This window comes from Streptomyces sp. SID13726 (genome assembly GCF_010548375.1).
Taxonomy (GTDB): Bacteria; Actinomycetota; Actinomycetes; order Streptomycetales; family Streptomycetaceae; genus Streptomyces.
In genome coordinates, this window is the sequence record NZ_JAAGLY010000006.1 from 395,816 (window position 1) to 411,313 (window position 15,498).

Annotated in this window: 15 protein-coding genes and 1 riboswitch; of the genes, 10 read left to right on the forward strand and 5 right to left on the reverse strand. The window is 71.7% G+C overall.

The window, feature by feature from the left end; translation table 11 throughout:
- Positions 1 to 246: 246 nt before the first annotated feature.
- Positions 247 to 458: riboswitch (cyclic di-AMP (ydaO/yuaA leader) on the forward strand.
- A 3-nt stretch (positions 459 to 461) separates the two neighbouring features.
- Positions 462 to 935 carry a C40 family peptidase gene (locus tag G3I78_RS18925; RefSeq protein WP_164425949.1) on the forward strand — a complete coding sequence of 158 codons (474 nt, stop codon included), beginning with the start codon at positions 462 to 464 and terminating at the stop codon, positions 933 to 935.
- Positions 936 to 1,065: 130 nt separating this feature from the next.
- On the opposite strand, the gene G3I78_RS18930 is transcribed toward G3I78_RS18925, so the two are convergent.
- Positions 1,066 to 1,524, reverse strand: coding sequence for an ATP-binding protein (locus tag G3I78_RS18930; protein WP_164425951.1), 459 nt, complete (start codon positions 1,522 to 1,524; stop codon positions 1,066 to 1,068).
- 214 nt (positions 1,525 to 1,738) lie between these two features.
- Between G3I78_RS18930 and G3I78_RS18935 the strand changes: the two genes are divergently transcribed.
- Both G3I78_RS18935 and G3I78_RS18940 read left to right on the forward strand, forming a co-directional pair.
- The gene (locus tag G3I78_RS18935) at positions 1,739 to 2,599 is read left to right on the forward strand and encodes a helix-turn-helix transcriptional regulator (protein ID WP_164425953.1); all 861 of its coding nucleotides are present in this window, start codon (positions 1,739 to 1,741) and stop codon (positions 2,597 to 2,599) included.
- A 9-nt stretch (positions 2,600 to 2,608) separates the two neighbouring features.
- Positions 2,609 to 2,830: a DUF397 domain-containing protein gene (locus tag G3I78_RS18940; protein ID WP_164425955.1), complete on the forward strand. Its 222-nt coding sequence runs from the start codon at positions 2,609 to 2,611 to the stop codon at positions 2,828 to 2,830.
- Between the two features lie 40 nt (positions 2,831 to 2,870).
- Here the strand turns inward: G3I78_RS18940 and G3I78_RS18945 are convergent, their stop codons facing one another.
- On the reverse strand, positions 2,871 to 3,998 hold the full coding sequence (locus G3I78_RS18945) for an 8-amino-7-oxononanoate synthase (RefSeq protein ID WP_164425957.1): 1,128 nt from the start codon (positions 3,996 to 3,998) through the stop codon (positions 2,871 to 2,873).
- 148 nt (positions 3,999 to 4,146) lie between these two features.
- On the opposite strand from G3I78_RS18945, the gene bioB reads away from it, so the two are divergent.
- The 3 genes from bioB to bioD are packed head-to-tail and all read left to right on the forward strand — an operon-like array spanning position 4,147 to position 7,373.
- On the forward strand, positions 4,147 to 5,379 hold the full coding sequence (bioB, locus tag G3I78_RS18950) for a biotin synthase BioB (RefSeq protein WP_164425959.1): 1,233 nt from the start codon (positions 4,147 to 4,149) through the stop codon (positions 5,377 to 5,379).
- The gene (locus G3I78_RS18955; RefSeq protein WP_203615137.1) at positions 5,372 to 6,655 is read left to right on the forward strand and encodes an adenosylmethionine--8-amino-7-oxononanoate transaminase; all 1,284 of its coding nucleotides are present in this window, start codon (positions 5,372 to 5,374) and stop codon (positions 6,653 to 6,655) included. Before bioB ends, G3I78_RS18955 begins: the two co-directional genes overlap by 8 nt.
- Position 6,656: 1 nt before the next feature.
- Positions 6,657 to 7,373 carry a dethiobiotin synthase gene (gene bioD, locus G3I78_RS18960; RefSeq protein WP_164425961.1) on the forward strand — a complete coding sequence of 239 codons (717 nt, stop codon included), beginning with the start codon at positions 6,657 to 6,659 and terminating at the stop codon, positions 7,371 to 7,373.
- 31 nt (positions 7,374 to 7,404) lie between these two features.
- Here bioD and G3I78_RS18965 read toward each other — a convergent pair whose 3' ends face one another.
- Positions 7,405 to 9,576 carry a LuxR family transcriptional regulator gene (locus tag G3I78_RS18965; RefSeq protein ID WP_164425963.1) on the reverse strand — a complete coding sequence of 724 codons (2,172 nt, stop codon included), beginning with the start codon at positions 9,574 to 9,576 and terminating at the stop codon, positions 7,405 to 7,407.
- Positions 9,577 to 9,745: 169 nt separating this feature from the next.
- On the opposite strand from G3I78_RS18965, the gene G3I78_RS18970 reads away from it, so the two are divergent.
- Positions 9,746 to 10,432, forward strand: coding sequence for an alpha/beta fold hydrolase (locus tag G3I78_RS18970; protein WP_164425965.1), 687 nt, complete (start codon positions 9,746 to 9,748; stop codon positions 10,430 to 10,432).
- 72 nt (positions 10,433 to 10,504) lie between these two features.
- Positions 10,505 to 11,194 (forward strand): class I SAM-dependent methyltransferase, encoded by a 690-nt coding sequence (locus G3I78_RS18975; RefSeq protein WP_164425967.1) that lies wholly within the window; start codon positions 10,505 to 10,507, stop codon positions 11,192 to 11,194.
- Here the strand turns inward: G3I78_RS18975 and G3I78_RS18980 are convergent, their stop codons facing one another.
- Complete coding sequence (locus G3I78_RS18980; protein ID WP_164425969.1) at positions 11,195 to 11,569, reverse strand: fic family toxin-antitoxin system, toxin component; 375 nt, start codon at positions 11,567 to 11,569, stop codon at positions 11,195 to 11,197.
- Entirely contained in the window at positions 11,566 to 11,799 is a 234-nt protein-coding gene (locus G3I78_RS18985) for an antitoxin (RefSeq protein WP_164425971.1), read from the reverse strand. Before G3I78_RS18985 ends, G3I78_RS18980 begins: the two co-directional genes overlap by 4 nt.
- A 180-nt stretch (positions 11,800 to 11,979) precedes the next feature.
- On the opposite strand from G3I78_RS18985, the gene G3I78_RS18990 reads away from it, so the two are divergent.
- The gene (locus G3I78_RS18990) at positions 11,980 to 12,783 is read left to right on the forward strand and encodes an ABC transporter ATP-binding protein (RefSeq protein WP_164425973.1); all 804 of its coding nucleotides are present in this window, start codon (positions 11,980 to 11,982) and stop codon (positions 12,781 to 12,783) included.
- A gap of 4 nt (positions 12,784 to 12,787) precedes the next feature.
- On the forward strand, positions 12,788 to 15,355 hold the full coding sequence (locus G3I78_RS18995; RefSeq protein ID WP_164425974.1) for an FtsX-like permease family protein: 2,568 nt from the start codon (positions 12,788 to 12,790) through the stop codon (positions 15,353 to 15,355).
- The last annotated feature ends 143 nt before the right edge of the window (positions 15,356 to 15,498 follow it).

The following is a 15,498-nucleotide window of genomic DNA, read 5'->3' on the forward strand; positions in this document are numbered from 1 at the left end:
GAGAAGCGGCTCCTTTTTCACGACCGTCAAGGTCGCGCAACGCGCGGAGCCGAGGAGCGGAATGAGTAGTTCCTGTGCTGGTCCGAGGGTCCGGAACCCCTCGACACTCCCCCGAACACCCGATCGTTCAGCCGAACGAGTGAGTGGTGAGTAACCCCACAAAGTCCCGGTTCCGTTGGGATTTTCGGACTTCCTTGCGTCAAGATCCCTGTCTGACGACAAGCCCCCGCCGCAGCGGCGGGGCGATCCGGGCGGACGCCGAGTCCTGCCGCCGCCCGGATGACCGGTCGACAGGAGTGGATCGGCAGGAGTGGAGGACCCAGGCACGACGGGTCGCCGGGACGGTCACGCCATGACCGGGCCGAGCAGCCCTTGGGGTGAAGCCGCGTCAGCGGCCGGGCAACTTTGTCAGCCCGAATCCGACAGGTCATCCTTCACAGGCGGCTGACGAAGGGTTGCGCATGTCTGCGCTCAATCGTGTCCCGTCGCTGATGGTCCGAGCCGGTACGGCTTCGGCATTGACGCTCGCCGCAGTGGGCGGCTCCGTCGTGATCCCGGGTGTCGCAGCCGACGCCGCGGCCGCGACGCCGGCGACGAAGGCACTCAAGGTGGCCGCCTCCAAGAAGGGCTCGCCGTACAAGTACGGCGCCACGGGGCCGGGCCGCTTCGACTGCTCAGGGCTCACGCTGTACTCGTTCAAGAAGGCGGGCAAGAAGCTCCCGCGCACGGCGGCCCAGCAGTACAACAAGACCCGCCACATCGGCGCCGGCAGCCGCAAGGCCGGTGACCTGGTGTTCTTCCACTCGGGCTCGAACGTCTACCACGTCGGCATCTACGCCGGGAAGGGAAAGATCTGGCACGCCCCGAAGACCGGGGACGTGGTGAGGCTGCAGAAGATCTGGACGAAGAGCGTCTGGTACGGCCGGGTCAAGTGACGCCCCCGAGGGGGTGAGGCCGCCCTGACCTGCCCTCACCCCCTCGGGTCCCCGGAGGACACCCGACCCGGGCCCAGGCGGTCGGCCGCGCCGCTGGAGCGCGAGCCGTGCAGGCCGCGCCCGGTGCCGGTCAGGGCTCCTGCTGCCCCGCCGCGGTGACCGGCTGTGCCGGTACCGTCCACGGGAGTTCGATGGAGACGGTCTTGCCGCCCTCCCGGGTGGGCCGGACTCTGAGCTTGCCGCCGCATTCGGCCGCGAGCCAGCGGATGATCACCATGCCCCGCCCGTTGTCCTGCTGGACCGCGGCCGGGAGCCGCTTGGGGAAGCGGGGGTGGCTGTCGGTGACGCCGATGCGCAGTTGTTCGTCACGGTCCAGCTCGATGTCCACCGTGAAGGTGGGTGACTGCCCGAAGGTGTGCTGTACGGCGTTGGTGGCGAGTTCGGAGACGATGAGCCGGACGGTCTCGGCGGCGTCCGTGGTAGAAGGCAGCCCCCACTCCGCCAGGGTGCTCAGGACATAGGTGCGGGCCGCGGAGACCGAGGCGGGTTCGCTCGGCAGAGTGACGGATGCTTCCAGGTGGTCTGCCATGGCGACGTCGTCCCTTTCCCACGGGACCGGAGTCCGACACGGTGCGGATGATTCGAGTACGGTCCCGGACTGGTGCTTCGTCGCCAGAGTGCCATTACCGAGGCGGTGACGGGTGCCGATCCACCAAGATATGCATATATCTGTCGCTCAAAGCGGTGAACTCTGCGACGCGAGACCGTATTTGGGCACCTCGTAAGGAGTAAGGAGTGGCCCCATGCAGCACGGTCCCGCGGTGCGCCGCCGGAAACTGGGCGCCGAACTGCGCGCGCTGCGCACGACCGCGGGGTTCACGAGTGGTGAGGCGGCCCGGTTGGTGGGCTGGCACCAGTCGAAGGTGAGCCGCATCGAGACCGGCGCCAGCGGGGTGAAACCGGCCGATGTGCGGTTACTCCTGGACGCCTACGGTGTCGGGGACTCCAATCTGCGGGAGCTGCTGCTGGTACTGGCCGGCTCCGACGAGACCGGCGGCGGGCACCACTGGTGGCACGCCTACCGGGGGGTGCTGCCGCCGACGTACCGGGACTTCATCAGCCTGGAGTCCCAGGCGAGTGCGATGCGCACGCTGGAGACCTCGGTCGTGCCCGGGCTGCTCCAGACGCCCGAGTACGCCCGCGCGGTGACCCGGGCCGCGGTGGACGGCCTCGACGACGAACGTCTGGACGCCCTCGTGGAGGTGCGGCTGGCCCGGCAGGACGTGCTGCGCGCGCGGCCGCCGCTGGAGCTGAGCGCCGTCCTGGACGAGGCGGTGCTGCGGCGGGAGGTGGGCGGTCCCGAGGTGATGGCCCGGCAGCTGCGGAGACTTCTGGAGGCGGCGCGGCTGCCCCAAGTGTGTCTCCAGGTACTGCCGTTCGCAGCCGGGGCGCATGTGGGGGTCACCGGCCCTTTCGTAATCTTCTCATTTTCGCGCACTTCTGATCTGGACGTGGTTGTTCTAGACCACTTGACGAGTAGCCTCTACCTCGAACGGAAAGAAGACCTCCAGGCCTACACGGAGGCCTTCAACACCCTTAAGATCCGCGCCCTTTCGCCCGAGGACTCGTTGGATTACATCGCCGGGATGGGTGACGGCGCGTAAGGAGGCACCATGTCTGCACTGCCTCGGAACGTGACCACCAGCACGGAACTGCCCGAAGTGCGCTGGCTGCGCAGCAGCTACAGCACGGGAGCGAACAACTGCGTCGAGACGGGGAGGCCGTCGGCCGGGCCATGGGCCGGGCTGCTCGCCGTACGCGACTCCAAGGACCCGGACGGACCCGCGCTGCTCTTCTCCCCCGAGAGCTGGGCGGGCTTCACCGCCGGCTTCTGACCGCTTCAGTCCGTACGGCGCACGGCCGTGTCACGCCGACTCATGGTCGTGTCCCGCCGATCACGCGCACAGCGCGTTCGATCTGCTCCTCGGAGAGGTCCGCGCGGGCGGTCAGCCTGAGCCGTGAGATCCCGTCGGGCACCGAAGGGGGCCGGAAACAGCCCACGAAGAGCCCGGCCGCACGGCAGTCGGCCGCCCACTGAACGGCCTCCTCCGGGGAGGGCGCGCGCACCGAGACCACCGCGGCATCCGGACGTACCGCTTCCAGACCCGCGGCGGTCAGGCGTGCGTGCAGTCCGGTCGCCACCTCACGCGCACGCGTGGCCCGCTCGGGCTCACGGCCGAGCAGCCGCAGTGCCGCGAGGGCGGCTCCGGCCGCCGCGGGGGCCAGTCCGGTGTCGAAGATGAACGTCCGCGCCGCGTTGACCAGGTGCTCGATCACCCGAGCGGGGCCGAGCACGGCGCCGCCCTGGCTGCCGAGCGACTTGGACAGCGTGACCGTGACGACCACGTCGTCGGCGCCCGCGAGTCCCGCCGCCTGCGGGGCCCCGCGGCCGCCGGCGCCGAGCACGCCCAGGCCGTGGGCGTCGTCGACGACCAGGCCCGCGCCGTGCTCCCGGCATGCCTCGGCGAGGCCGGCCAGGGGTGCCGCGTCGCCGTCGACCGAGAAGACGGTGTCGGACACGGCGACGGCGGGTCCTTCGTGCGTGCCCAGCGCCTTGCGCACGGCATCGGGGTCGGCGTGCGCGACCACCTGGGTGGTGCCGCGGGCCAGCCGGCAGCCGTCGATGAGCGAGGCGTGGTTGCCCGCGTCGGAGACGATCAGCGAGCCGTGCGGCGCGAGCGCGGTGACGGCGGCGAGGTTGGCCGCGTAGCCGGAGGAGAAGACCAGCGCGGCCTCGAAGCCGCAGAAGCCGGCCAGTTCGCGCTCGAGTTCGGTGTGCAGCTCGGTGGTGCCCGTGACCAGCCGGGACCCGGTCGCTCCGGCGCCCCAGTTCCGTGCTGCCTCGGCGGCACCCGCCACGACCTCGGGATGGCGGGCCAGCCCCAGGTAGTCGTTGCTCGCGAGATCCAGCAGCGGGGAGTCGGCCGGGCGGGGCCGCAGCGTCCGCACGAGTCCGGCCCGGCGGCGCGCCTCCGCCTGTTCGTCGATCCAGCCGAACGCCATGGGTCCTCCGGGGCTTTTGTAGACAACGAACAGACCCTAGCGGCAGCAAACGCTGCCCACGGTGTGGCGATACCCACACGTCGAAGCGGGTGAGTTGTTCGATCCCTACCTTGGCCGGAAGCGGGTCCGTAAGACAGGATCGGCTCTCATGGACCTGCTGAACACGCTGGTGGACAAGGGGCTTCGGCGCGAGCTGCCGACCCGCGAGGAGGCGCTGGCCGTCCTGGCCACGTCCGACGACGACCTGCTCGATGTGGTGGCCGCGGCCGGGAAGGTGCGCCGCCAGTGGTTCGGGCGGCGGGTGAAACTGAACTATCTCGTCAACCTGAAGTCCGGGCTCTGCCCCGAGGACTGCTCCTACTGCTCCCAGCGGCTCGGCTCCACGACCGGCATCCTCAAGTACACCTGGCTGAAGCCGGACGAGGCGTCCAAGGCGGCTGCCGCCGGTTTGGCGGGTGGCGCCAAACGCGTCTGCCTGGTGGCGTCCGGGCGCGGCCCGACCGACCGTGACGTGGACCGGGTCGCGGGCACCATCAAGGCGATCAAGGACCAGAACGAAGGCGTCGAGGTGTGCGCCTGTCTCGGTCTGCTCTCCGACGGCCAGGCCGAGCGACTGCGCGAGGCGGGCGCCGACGCCTACAACCACAACCTCAACACGTCCGAGTCGACCTACGGCGACATCACGACCACGCACACCTACGCCGACCGGGTCGACACAGTGCAGAAGGCGCACGCGGCCGGTCTCTCCGCCTGCTCGGGGCTGATCGCCGGCATGGGCGAGAGCGACGAGGACCTGGTCGACGTCGTCTACTCGCTGCGCGAGCTGGACCCCGACTCGGTTCCGGTCAACTTCCTGATCCCGGTCGAGGGCACCCCGCTGGCCAAGGAGTGGAACCTCACTCCGCAGCGCTGTCTGCGCATCCTGGCCATGGTCCGGTTCGTCTGCCCGGACGTCGAGGTCCGCATCGCGGGCGGCCGCGAGGTCCATCTGCGCACCATGCAGCCCCTGGCCCTGCACCTCGCCAACTCGATCTTCCTCGGCGACTACCTCACCACGGAGGGCCAGGCCGGCAAGGCGGACCTGGAGATGATCGCGGACGCCGGGTTCGAGGTGGAGGGCGCGGACCAGGTGACCCTGCCGGAGCACCGGGCGACCGCGGCCGGGGGCGGCTGCGGATCGCACGAGAGTGCCGGGTGCGGGTCCCACGAGAGTGCCGGGTGCGGCTCGCACGCGGGCGGTGGCGTCTGCGGTACGGCGGTTTCGGCCACCCCCGCCGACGCGGGTACGACGGTCCCGGCCACGCCCGCCAACGAGGCGCGGACCGATCTCGTCGCCGTACGCCGTCGGGGTGCCGGAACGGATCTCGCGCCCAATGCCTGACCTGCCCGGCCTGCCCGTGCCGGAGCTGCTGGCGCTCGACCGGCGGCACGTGTGGCATCCGTACGGTCCGATGCCCGGCCGGGTGGACCCGCTCGTCGTGGAGTCGGCGAGCGGGGTGCGGCTGCGGACCTCCGTCGGTGAACTCGTGGACGGCATGTCGTCCTGGTGGTCGGCGATCCACGGCTACAACCACCCGGTGCTGAACGAGGCCGCCCGCGAGCAGCTCGGCCGGATGAGCCATGTGATGTTCGGCGGCCTCACCCACGAGCCCGCCGTACGGCTGGCGAAGCTCCTTGTCGACATGTCTCCCGAGGGCCTGGAGCATGTCTTCCTGGCCGACTCGGGGTCGGTGTCGGTCGAGGTCGCCGTGAAGATGTGCCTCCAGTACTGGCGCTCGCTGGGCCGCACCGGCAAGCAGCGCCTGCTGACCTGGCGCGGCGGCTACCACGGCGACACGTGGCAGCCCATGTCGGTGTGCGACCCCGAGGGTGGGATGCACGAGCTGTGGTCCGGGGTCCTGCCCCGCCAGGTGTTCGTGGACGCGCCCCCGGCGGAGTACGAGGAGTCGTACGCCGATCAACTGCGCGCGGCCATCGCACGGCACGCGGACGAGCTGGCCGCGGTGATCGTGGAGCCGGTGGTGCAGGGCGCGGGCGGGATGCGGTTCCACTCCCCCGCGTATCTGCGGGTGCTGCGCGAGGCGTGCGACGCGCACGACGTGCTGCTGGTGTTCGACGAGATCGCGACCGGTTTCGGCCGTACGGGCGCGCTGTTCGCGGCGGAGCACGCGGCGGTGTCGCCGGATGTGATGTGCGTGGGCAAGGCGCTGACCGGCGGCTACATGACGATGGCGGCGACCCTGTGCACGCCCCGGGTGGCCGACGGCATCTCGCGGGGCGAGGTCCCGGTGCTGGCCCACGGCCCGACGTTCATGGGCAACCCGCTGGCCGCTTCAGTGGCCTGCGCCTCGATCGGGCTGCTGCTCGGGCAGGACTGGCGGGCGGAGGTCAAGCGGATCGAGGCCGGGGCGCGGGAGGGGCTGGCGGAGGCTTCCGGGCTCCCGGGTGTGCAGGACGTACGGGTTCTCGGTGCCATCGGGGTCGTCCAGCTGGACCACGAGGTCGACATGAAGGCCGCGACGGACGCCGCCGTACGCGAGGGTGTGTGGCTGCGGCCGTTCCGCGACCTCGTCTACACCATGCCGCCGTACGTCACGGACGACGAGGATCTGGCGCGGATCACGCGTGCGGTGTGCGCCGCCGCTCGGGAGGGATGACATGCCGGTACTGGTGATCACGGGGACGGGCACGGAGGTCGGCAAGACGGTCACCACGGCCGCCGTCGCCGCCGCGGCGCTCGCGGCCGGACGGACGGTCGCCGTACTGAAGGCCGCGCAGACCGGTGTACGGCCGGACGAGTCGGGGGACGCCGACGAGGTGGCCCGGCTCGCGGGTGCCGTGACGACGGCCGAACTCGCCCGCTATCCCGACCCGTTGGCCCCGGCGACGGCCGCTCGGCGGGCCGCTCGCGAGCCGGTGCACCCGCCCGAGATCGCCGAGGCCGCCGCCAAGCTGGCCACCGAGCACGATCTGGTGCTGGTGGAGGGGGCGGGCGGGCTGCTCGTGCGTTTCGACGAGGAGGGCGGGACACTGGCCGACGCGGCTGAGCTGCTGCGGGCGCCGGTCCTGGTGGTGGCGTCGGCGGGCCTGGGCACGCTGAACACCACGGAACTGACGGCCCGTGAACTCCGGCGGCGCGGGCTGGAGTTGGCGGGTGTGGTGATCGGGAGCTGGCCCGACTCCCCCGATCTCGCCTCGCGTTGCAATGTCGCGGATCTCCCGGAGGTGTCCGGGGCCCCGCTGCTCGGTGCGCTGCCTGCCGGAGCCGGACGGCTCGCTCCGGCCGACTTCCGTGCCTCGGCGCCGAGTTGGCTGGCACCGAGGCTGGACGGGACATGGGACGCGGAGGCGTTCGGGGTGCGCGAGGCGCCCTGAGCACCGCCTTGTACAAGGCGGTGAGAAGTCGCTAGGGAGTCTCGCTCTCCGCGATGAGCCGCACCAGTTCGATGCGGGAGCGGATGCCCAACCGGGTGAAGACGCCCCGCAGATGATGGTCGATGGTGCGTGGGCTGAGGGCCAGCCGGGCCGCGATCTCCCGGTTGGTGGCGCCCTCGGCGACCATGCGGGCGACCAGCAGTTGCTGTGCGGTGAGGCGCGCGGTGGGCTCCACGGCGTGGGTCGGTGCCGCCGGGGCGCCGAGGGCGCGGAGTTCGGCCCGGGCCTGGCCCGCGCAGTGCGGGGCACCGAAGTGCTCGAAGGCCTCCAGGGCGCTGTGGAGACGGTCGCGGGCCTCCGTGCGGTGCCGCAGCCGGCGCAGGGCGCTGCCGAACAGCAGCTCGGTGCGGGCGCGTTCGAAGTCCCGGGTGCCGTGCGCGTGCAGGTCGAGGGCCGTGCGGTAGTGCTCGACGGCCTCCTCACCGGGCGCCAGCAGGGCGCGGCAGCGGGCGCTGAGGGCCAGGTCGTCGGGGCTGCGGACGACGGTGGCCCAGCGGTGGTAGTCGGCGTGGGCGCCGCGCGCGATCCGGGTGTCGTCGGTGCGGACGGCCGCCTCGACGTAGTGCGGGGTGGCCAGGTGCCGTATCGCCCGGTGGCCGTGGCCGGGGCCGAACCCGGCGAGGGCCCGCAGCCGGGCCGCCGCGCCCGCGAAGCGGCCGTGGGTGAGGTCGAGGAAGGCCAGCGCCCACTGGGCGAGCGCGGCGGGCAGACCGAGACCCCGGGCGAGGGCGTACGAGCGTGCGGCGGCGGCGCGTTCACGCCAGACGTCGGCGTCGCCCGTGATCGCGGCGAACATGGCGAGGGCGGCCTGGAGATGGCAGGCCCCGTTGTCCTGGCCGGTGGCGTACGCCTGGTGCAGGGCATCCGTCGCGGCGGTCTGGCCCGCCCGGGGGCGACCGGTCCAGAAGTCGGCGTAGGCGCGGAACTCCATGGCCTGCGGCACGAGGGCGGTGGTGCCCCGGGCGTGCGCGGAGGCGACGGCCCGGAGGGTCGCGGTGGCGGCGCGGGTGTGGTCGCCGAGCATCAGGGCGGCGATGCCCGCGTGCACGAGGAGGCTGGGGTCGCCGCCGGGGCCGCAGCGTCCGGCCGCCGCCTGGAGGAGGTCGCGCGCGTCCTCGTACCGCCCCTCGAAGGCGGCAGCGAGTCCGCCGAGCGTGCCGGGCGCGGTGATGCCGAGTCGTCCGGCGACCCGGGCGGCCTCGCGGCAGCGGCGCAGGTCGCCGGTGTAGATCGCGGCCTCGGTGGCTCGGGCGAGGAGATGGGACGCCGGGTCGAAGGACACCTCATGGTCACCAGGTGTCTCGTCCACCTCTGGAGAATCGTTCCCTCTCGTGGGTCTCGCGCGTTGTGCCGCCGCGCCCAGGAGCGCGTCGAAGGACTCGGTGGCGTTGCCCGCGCGCAGGGCGAACAGGCCCGCGAGGGCGTCGTCGGCGGCGCCGTCGGCCGCTAGGCGGCGGGCCCGGTCGCCGTCGCCCGCCTGCCAGGCGTCGGAGGCGGCACGTGTCACCAGCCGGGACCGCTCGGGCGGATCCGGACAGAGCGCCGCGGCACGCTCCAGCAGCCCCCGGGCCAGGGCGAGTTGGCCGGTGCGGCGGGCCTTGTCCGCGGAGCCGCGCAGCTCCGCGGAGAGCCGTCCGCTGGGCCCGAGCGCGCCCGCGCCGCGATGCCAGGAGCGACGCGCGGTCTCGCCCTCGCCGTGCAGCACGCGGGCCAGCAGCCGGTGGACGTCACGGCGGTCGGCCGGGGAGCCGGACTCGTAGGCGGCGATCCTCGTCCAGGCGTCCCGGAAGACGACCCCTCCGGCCCCCGAGTGCGCCACGCCGGCCGACTCGGCGGTCTCCAGCGGGCGGGTGTCGAGGCGGGCGGCGGTGACGGCGCGGTGGAAGGCGTGGGTGGCGACCGGGTACTGGTCGGCCGCCGCGAGCAGCAGGAGCAGGCGGGTGTCGTCGGGCAGGGCCCGGATCTCCGCGCGTAGCGCGCGCAGCAGTCCGGGGGCTAGGTCGACGGGCTCGGTGGGGAGCGGGTCCAGACCGGCCGACTGGCGGTCCGTCAGCAGCGTCACGAGTTCGGCGGCGGCGCGCGGATCGCCGTAAACGGAATGCAGCAGCCGCACCCTGACGCCCTCGGGAAGCGCCGAGATCACGCGCCTCGGTGGCGAAGTGCGGGTCTGATGCGGAGGGTTCACCGGAGTCACCACACCACTCACGTTACTGGCGAGTTAATTGACCCGTAAAGACCGGCGATTTCGCCGATGCGGCGCGCGTAGACCCGCGCTGACACTCCTGGCAACCCCACCCGTTTCAGGAGGCATCATGCAGCGCTTCGGGCGTCGCATCGCCGCGGCCGCCTCGGCCGTGGTCACTTCTCTCCTTCTGTCACTCTCCTTCGCCGCGGTCCCCGCTCACGCGGCGACCCACAACCCGATCGTGTTCGTGCACGGCCTGAGCAGCGATTCGAGCAGCTGGGACGACTGGATCGCCGACTTCAAGGCGGACGGCTACAGCGCGTCCGAGCTGGACGCCTGGTCGTACAGCTGGTCCCAGTCGAACGTGACCACCGCCCAGCAGCTGGCCACCGAGGTCCAGCGGGTCCTCAAGGCGACCGGCGCCTCGAAGGTCGACCTGGTCACCCACTCGATGGGTGCGCTGAGCGCCCGCTACTACCTGAAGAACCTCGGCGGGACGTCGTACGTGGACGACTTCGTCTCGGCCGCGGGCGTCAACCACGGTACGACCACCGCCTCTTGGTGCTCCTGGCTGTACACCTCGTGCGCGGAGATGTACACCGGCAGCTCATTCCTCACGGCCCTCAACTCCGGCGACGAGACCCCCGGCAGCGTGGCGTACGCCAGCTACTGGTCCAACTGCGACGACGCGCTGACCCCGGACACCACGGCGATCCTGAGCGGTGCGACCAATGTCGAGGTCGGGTGCATCTCGCACACCGACATGAACAACGACTACGGCGTCTACGAGCAGGTGCGCGACTTCGTGCAGTAGGCGGCAGCGGGGGTGCGACGGGGTCCCTCGGGGGACAATCGCAGTGAGGCACGTCCTGTGAGGGAGGCTGCCATGGCGCTGCGGTCCGCCGGTTCCGGCAAGGTGTCCCGGGACCCCGTCCACCATCCGCTGTTCGCCCGGTACTACGCCCGGGTCAGTGTCGCCGCCGAGACCCGGATGGGCATGGCCGGGGTGCGCGAGCGGCTGCTCGCCGGGCTGTCCGGGCGGGTGATCGAGATCGGCGCGGGCAACGGTCTGAACTTCTCTCACTATCCGGGCACGGTCTCCGAGGTCGTGGCCATCGAACCGGAGCGCGGGCTGCGGCAGTTGGCGGTGGAGTCCGCCCTGCGGTCCGAGGTGCCGGTCGACGTGGCGCCGGGGGCCGCCGAGGCGCTGCCGGTCAAGAGCGAGGCCTTCGACGCCGTGGTGATCTCGCTGGTGCTGTGCAGTGTGCGCGATGTGCCGCGGGCGCTCGGCGAGGCGCGCCGGGTGCTGCGGCCCGGCGGGGTCGTGCGGTTCTTCGAGCACGGCAGCGGCGGCGGCCCGGCGATGCGGTTCACCCAGCGCGCCCTGGACCGCACGGTGTGGCCCCCGCTGAACGGCGGCTGCCATCTGGGCCGGGACCCGGTCGCCGCGCTGCGGGACGCCGGGCTCGAACTCGGCCCCTACCGGCGGGTGTTGATGCCGGAGAAGGGGCCGACGCTGCCTACGTCCTTCTGTGTCCTGGGCACCGCCTGGCGGCCGCCGCTCGACGACCGCTGATCACAGCGTCCACTTCTTCAGCTCGCGCGCGATGTCGTGCACCGAGGCGTCGCCTTTCTTCGCCACCTTGGCGAGGTCGCGGACGAGTTCGGGCGAGGTGACAACCCTGAGGCCGCTCGCGACGAGGTAGGCGTAGCCGACGGCGCAGGCGAAGAGCGCGTTGGTGCGCTCCAACGCCGGGACGTGGATGAGGAGTTGCAGCAGTGCGGCGGCGCGCAGGTGCGGGCCGTCGTAGACGGGGATGTCGAATATCTCGGCCTCGTGCCGTGCCACGGCGGCGACGAGGGCGCCCCAGTCGGTTACCTGGGGATCGCCCGGGGTCTTCTGCTCGGCGAGCATGAGGAGCCAGGCGAGATCGATGTGCAGATCGCTCAACGACCCTCGTGTTCCTTGCTCTCCTTGCCGAACTCCTCCGTGAAGACGGATTCGTACTGCTTCATGAAGTCGGCCGCGGCCTCGACGAAGGCCTGGCCGGCCTCTCCGGTGTCTTTCATGACCAGTTCCTCGATGTAGCGGTTGACGCTGACGCCTCGGGCGAGGGCACGTTCACGGGCGGCACGGGCGGTGCCCTCGTCCACCCGCACGTTCAACTGGGTCTTCGCCATACCTCGAAGCTAGCGCGGAAGTGCTAGCACCAGCAAGAGGGGGTTTCGGGCCCGGCCCCGCCGGGGTGGGGGCCGTCAGGTGCCCCTTACACGAGCATCAGGGGCCCAACCTGGGGTGGAGACCGCCTCGACCGCAAGAGGGATATCGAGTGTGGGCCGGATCACATTACCCTCGGCCTCATGGCAACTGCTGCGGAGGACGCCCCAGGCACCGCTTCGGCCGACCGGATCGCGGCCCGCGCCCGCGGTCTGACCAAGGCGTACGGCTCGGGCGAGACGGCCGTGCTCGCCCTGGACTCGGTGGACGTGGCCATCGCCCGCGGCCGCTTCACCGCGATCATGGGGCCGTCCGGCTCGGGGAAGTCCACGATGATGCACTGTCTGGCCGGGCTCGACTCGGTCTCGGCGGGGCAGGTGTGGCTCGGCGACACCGAGATCACAGGGCTGAAGGAGCGCGAGCTGACGCGGCTGCGCAGGGACCGGATCGGCTTCATGTTCCAGTCGTTCAACCTGATTCCGACGCTGAACGCGGCCGAGAACATCACCCTGCCCATGGACATCGCGGGCAAGAAGCCCGACGAGAAGTGGCTGGACCAGGTCATCGACACACTGGGGCTGCGGGACCGGCTCAAGCACCGGCCCTCCCAGCTGTCCGGCGGTCAGCAGCAGCGGGTCGCCTGTGCGCGTGCGCTGGCCTCCCGCCCCGAGCTGATCTTCGCCGACGAACCGACCGGCAACCTCGACTCGCGCGCGGGCCTCGAAGTGCTCGGCTTTCTGCGCGAGGCCGTCGACCAGCTCGGGCAGACCGTCGTCATGGTCACCCACGACCCGGGCGCCGCCGCCCACTCCGACCTGGTGCTCTTCCTCGGGGACGGGCGGATCGTGGACGAGATGGAGCGGCCCACGGCGGAGGCGGTGCTGGAGCGGATGAAGCGATTCGACGTGATCCGCGGCCAGTTCGACGCCGGTCCCGACGAAGGATGACCCCGTGCTGAAGGCGACGCTCCGCAGTTTCCTCGCCCACAAGGGGCGGCTGCTGCTCTCCGCGCTGGCCGTGGTCCTGTCCGTCGCCTTCGTCTCGGGCAGCCTGATCTTCTCCGACACCCTCAGCCGCACCTTCGACCGGCTCTTCGCCTCCACCGCGCCCGACCTCACCGTCAGCCCCAAGGAGGACCTGAGCGAGGCCATCCCCTCCGGTACGACGGCCACCCTGCCGGCCGCGCTCGCGGACCGGGTGGCCCGGGTCGACGGGGTCGCCGCCGCGCGCTTCGACGCCGAGGACGACGGCATCACCGTCGCCGACTCCGAGAACGAGTCCGTGGGCCCGACCACCGGCGCCCCCACCATCGGCACCGACTGGAACCCCACCTCGCGCAGTCCCGTGAAGCTCACCTCCGGCCACGCCCCGCACGGCGCGAACGAGGCCCTGCTCGACTCGGAGACCGCCGACCGCAAGGACCTGCGGATCGGCGACCCGCTCACGGTGATCGCCGGGCCGGGTTCGTTCAAGGTGCGGATCGTCGGCATCGTCACCTTCACCACCACCAACCCCGGCGCCACCCTGCTGTTCCTCGACCCGCCGACGGCACAGACCAAGCTGCTCGGCTCCCCGCGGGCCGCCACCAGCATCTCCGTCGACGCCGCCGAGGGCGTCAGCAACGACCAGCTCAAGGAGCGGGTGGCCGCCGCGCTCGGCACGGGCACCTACGAGTACCGGACCGCCGACGAGCAGGCGAAGTCGGACGTCGATCAACTCGGCGGATTCCTCGACGTGATCAAGTACGTCATGCTCGGTTTCGCGGGCATCGCCGTCCTGGTCGGGGTCTTCCTGATCGTCAACACCTTCTCGATGCTGATCGCCCAACGCACCCGCGAACTGGGCCTGTTGCGCGCTCTCGGCGCCGACCGCCGCCAGGTCCGCCGTTCGGTGCTCACCGAGGCGACCCTGCTCGGCCTGGTCGCCTCCACGGTCGGGCTCGGCACCGGCATCGGCCTCGCGGTCGGGCTCATCGCGCTGATGAACGCCATCGGCATGAACATCAACACCGGTGAGATGGTGGTCGGTTGGGGTACGCCCGTCGCGGCGTACGTCGTCGGCGTGGGCGTCACCTTCGTCGCGGCCTATCTCCCGGCCAGGCGGGCGGCGGGCGTCTCCCCGATGGCGGCCCTCGCGGACGCCGAGATCGCCGGGATCGGACGGCCGCTCAAGGTACGGGCGATCGTGGGCGGCCTGGTCGGGGCGGCGGGCGTGGCCGCGCTCGCCGGATGCACGGTGGCCTCGCGAACGGCGTCGGCGGCCTCGCTGCTGGGCCTCGGGGTCGTACTGACCCTCCTCGCGACCGTGATCGCGGGCCCGCTGCTGGTGCGGCCGGTGATCCGGGTGCTGGGCGGCGCCTTCCCCGCCCTCTTCGGCTCGATCGGGCGGATGAGCCAGCGCAACGCCCTGCGCAACCCCCGCCGCACCGGCGCCACCGCGGCCGCGCTCATGGTCGGACTCGCCCTGGTCGGCGGGATGTCGGTGGCGAGCGCGTCCATGTCCAAGTCGTTCGACGAGCAGATCGACAAGACGCTGGGCGCCGACTTCGTCGTGCAGAACGCCAACTTCATGCCGTTCCCGCAGGAGATCACGGACGCGGTCCGCGGGACCGAGGGCGCCGGGACCGTCGTACGGTCGAGGTTCGCGCCCGTCGCCGTACGGCTGCCGGACGGCGACCGGGTCGAGACGACGGCGGCGGGGTACGACCCGCGGCTGGACGAGGTCGCGCACATCGCCTACGCGCAGGGAGACACAGCGGCGGCGCTGACGTCCGGGCGGCTGGCCATGGACCTGGACTTCGCCCGCGACCACGACGTGAGGGTCGGCGGCACGATCCCCGTCGAGTTCCAGGGCGGGCGCCGCACCGAGCTGACCGTGGGCGCCCTCACCGACCAGGACTCGGCGGACGGGTTCGGCACGCAGGGCGGGATCTACTTCGGCCTTTCCACGCTGGAGCGGTTCGCGCCCGGCGGTCAGGACTCCGTGCTGTACGTGAACACCGCGTCCGGCACGAGCCCGGACGCCCTGCGCGCGGCGCTGGAGCAGGCCCTCGACCCGTATCCGCAGGTCCAGGTGCGCGATCTCGCCGACTACAAGGACCTGGTCCACGACCAGATCGCCGTCCTGCTCTACCTGGTGTACGCGCTGCTCGGGCTCGCGATCGTCATCGCGGTGCTGGGGGTCGTCAACACCCTTGCCCTGTCGGTCGTGGAGCGCACCCGGGAGATCGGGCTGCTGCGCGCCATCGGGCTCGCCCGGCGTCAACTGCGGCGGATGATACGGCTGGAGTCGGTGGTGATCGCGGTGTTCGGCGCGGTCCTCGGGCTCGCACTGGGGCTGGTGTGGGGCGTGTGCACCCAACGGGTGCTGGCGTTGCAGGGCATGAACGCGCTGGCCATCCCCTGGACGACGATCGTCGCGGTCGTCGTCGGCTCGGCGGTGGTGGGCATCGTGGCGGCACTGCTGCCGGCGCTGCGCGCCTCGCGCATGAACGTACTGGCGGCGATCGCGCACGAGTGAGGCGGTCGCGGGGCGGGCAACCGGGGCAGATAACTGAGGCAGACAACTGGGGCCGACAGCCCAACAGCCGGGACCGACAGCCCCACAACCGGGACGGACGACCCGACAACCGGGTCGGACAGCCCAAGTCGCCTGTTGCCGAG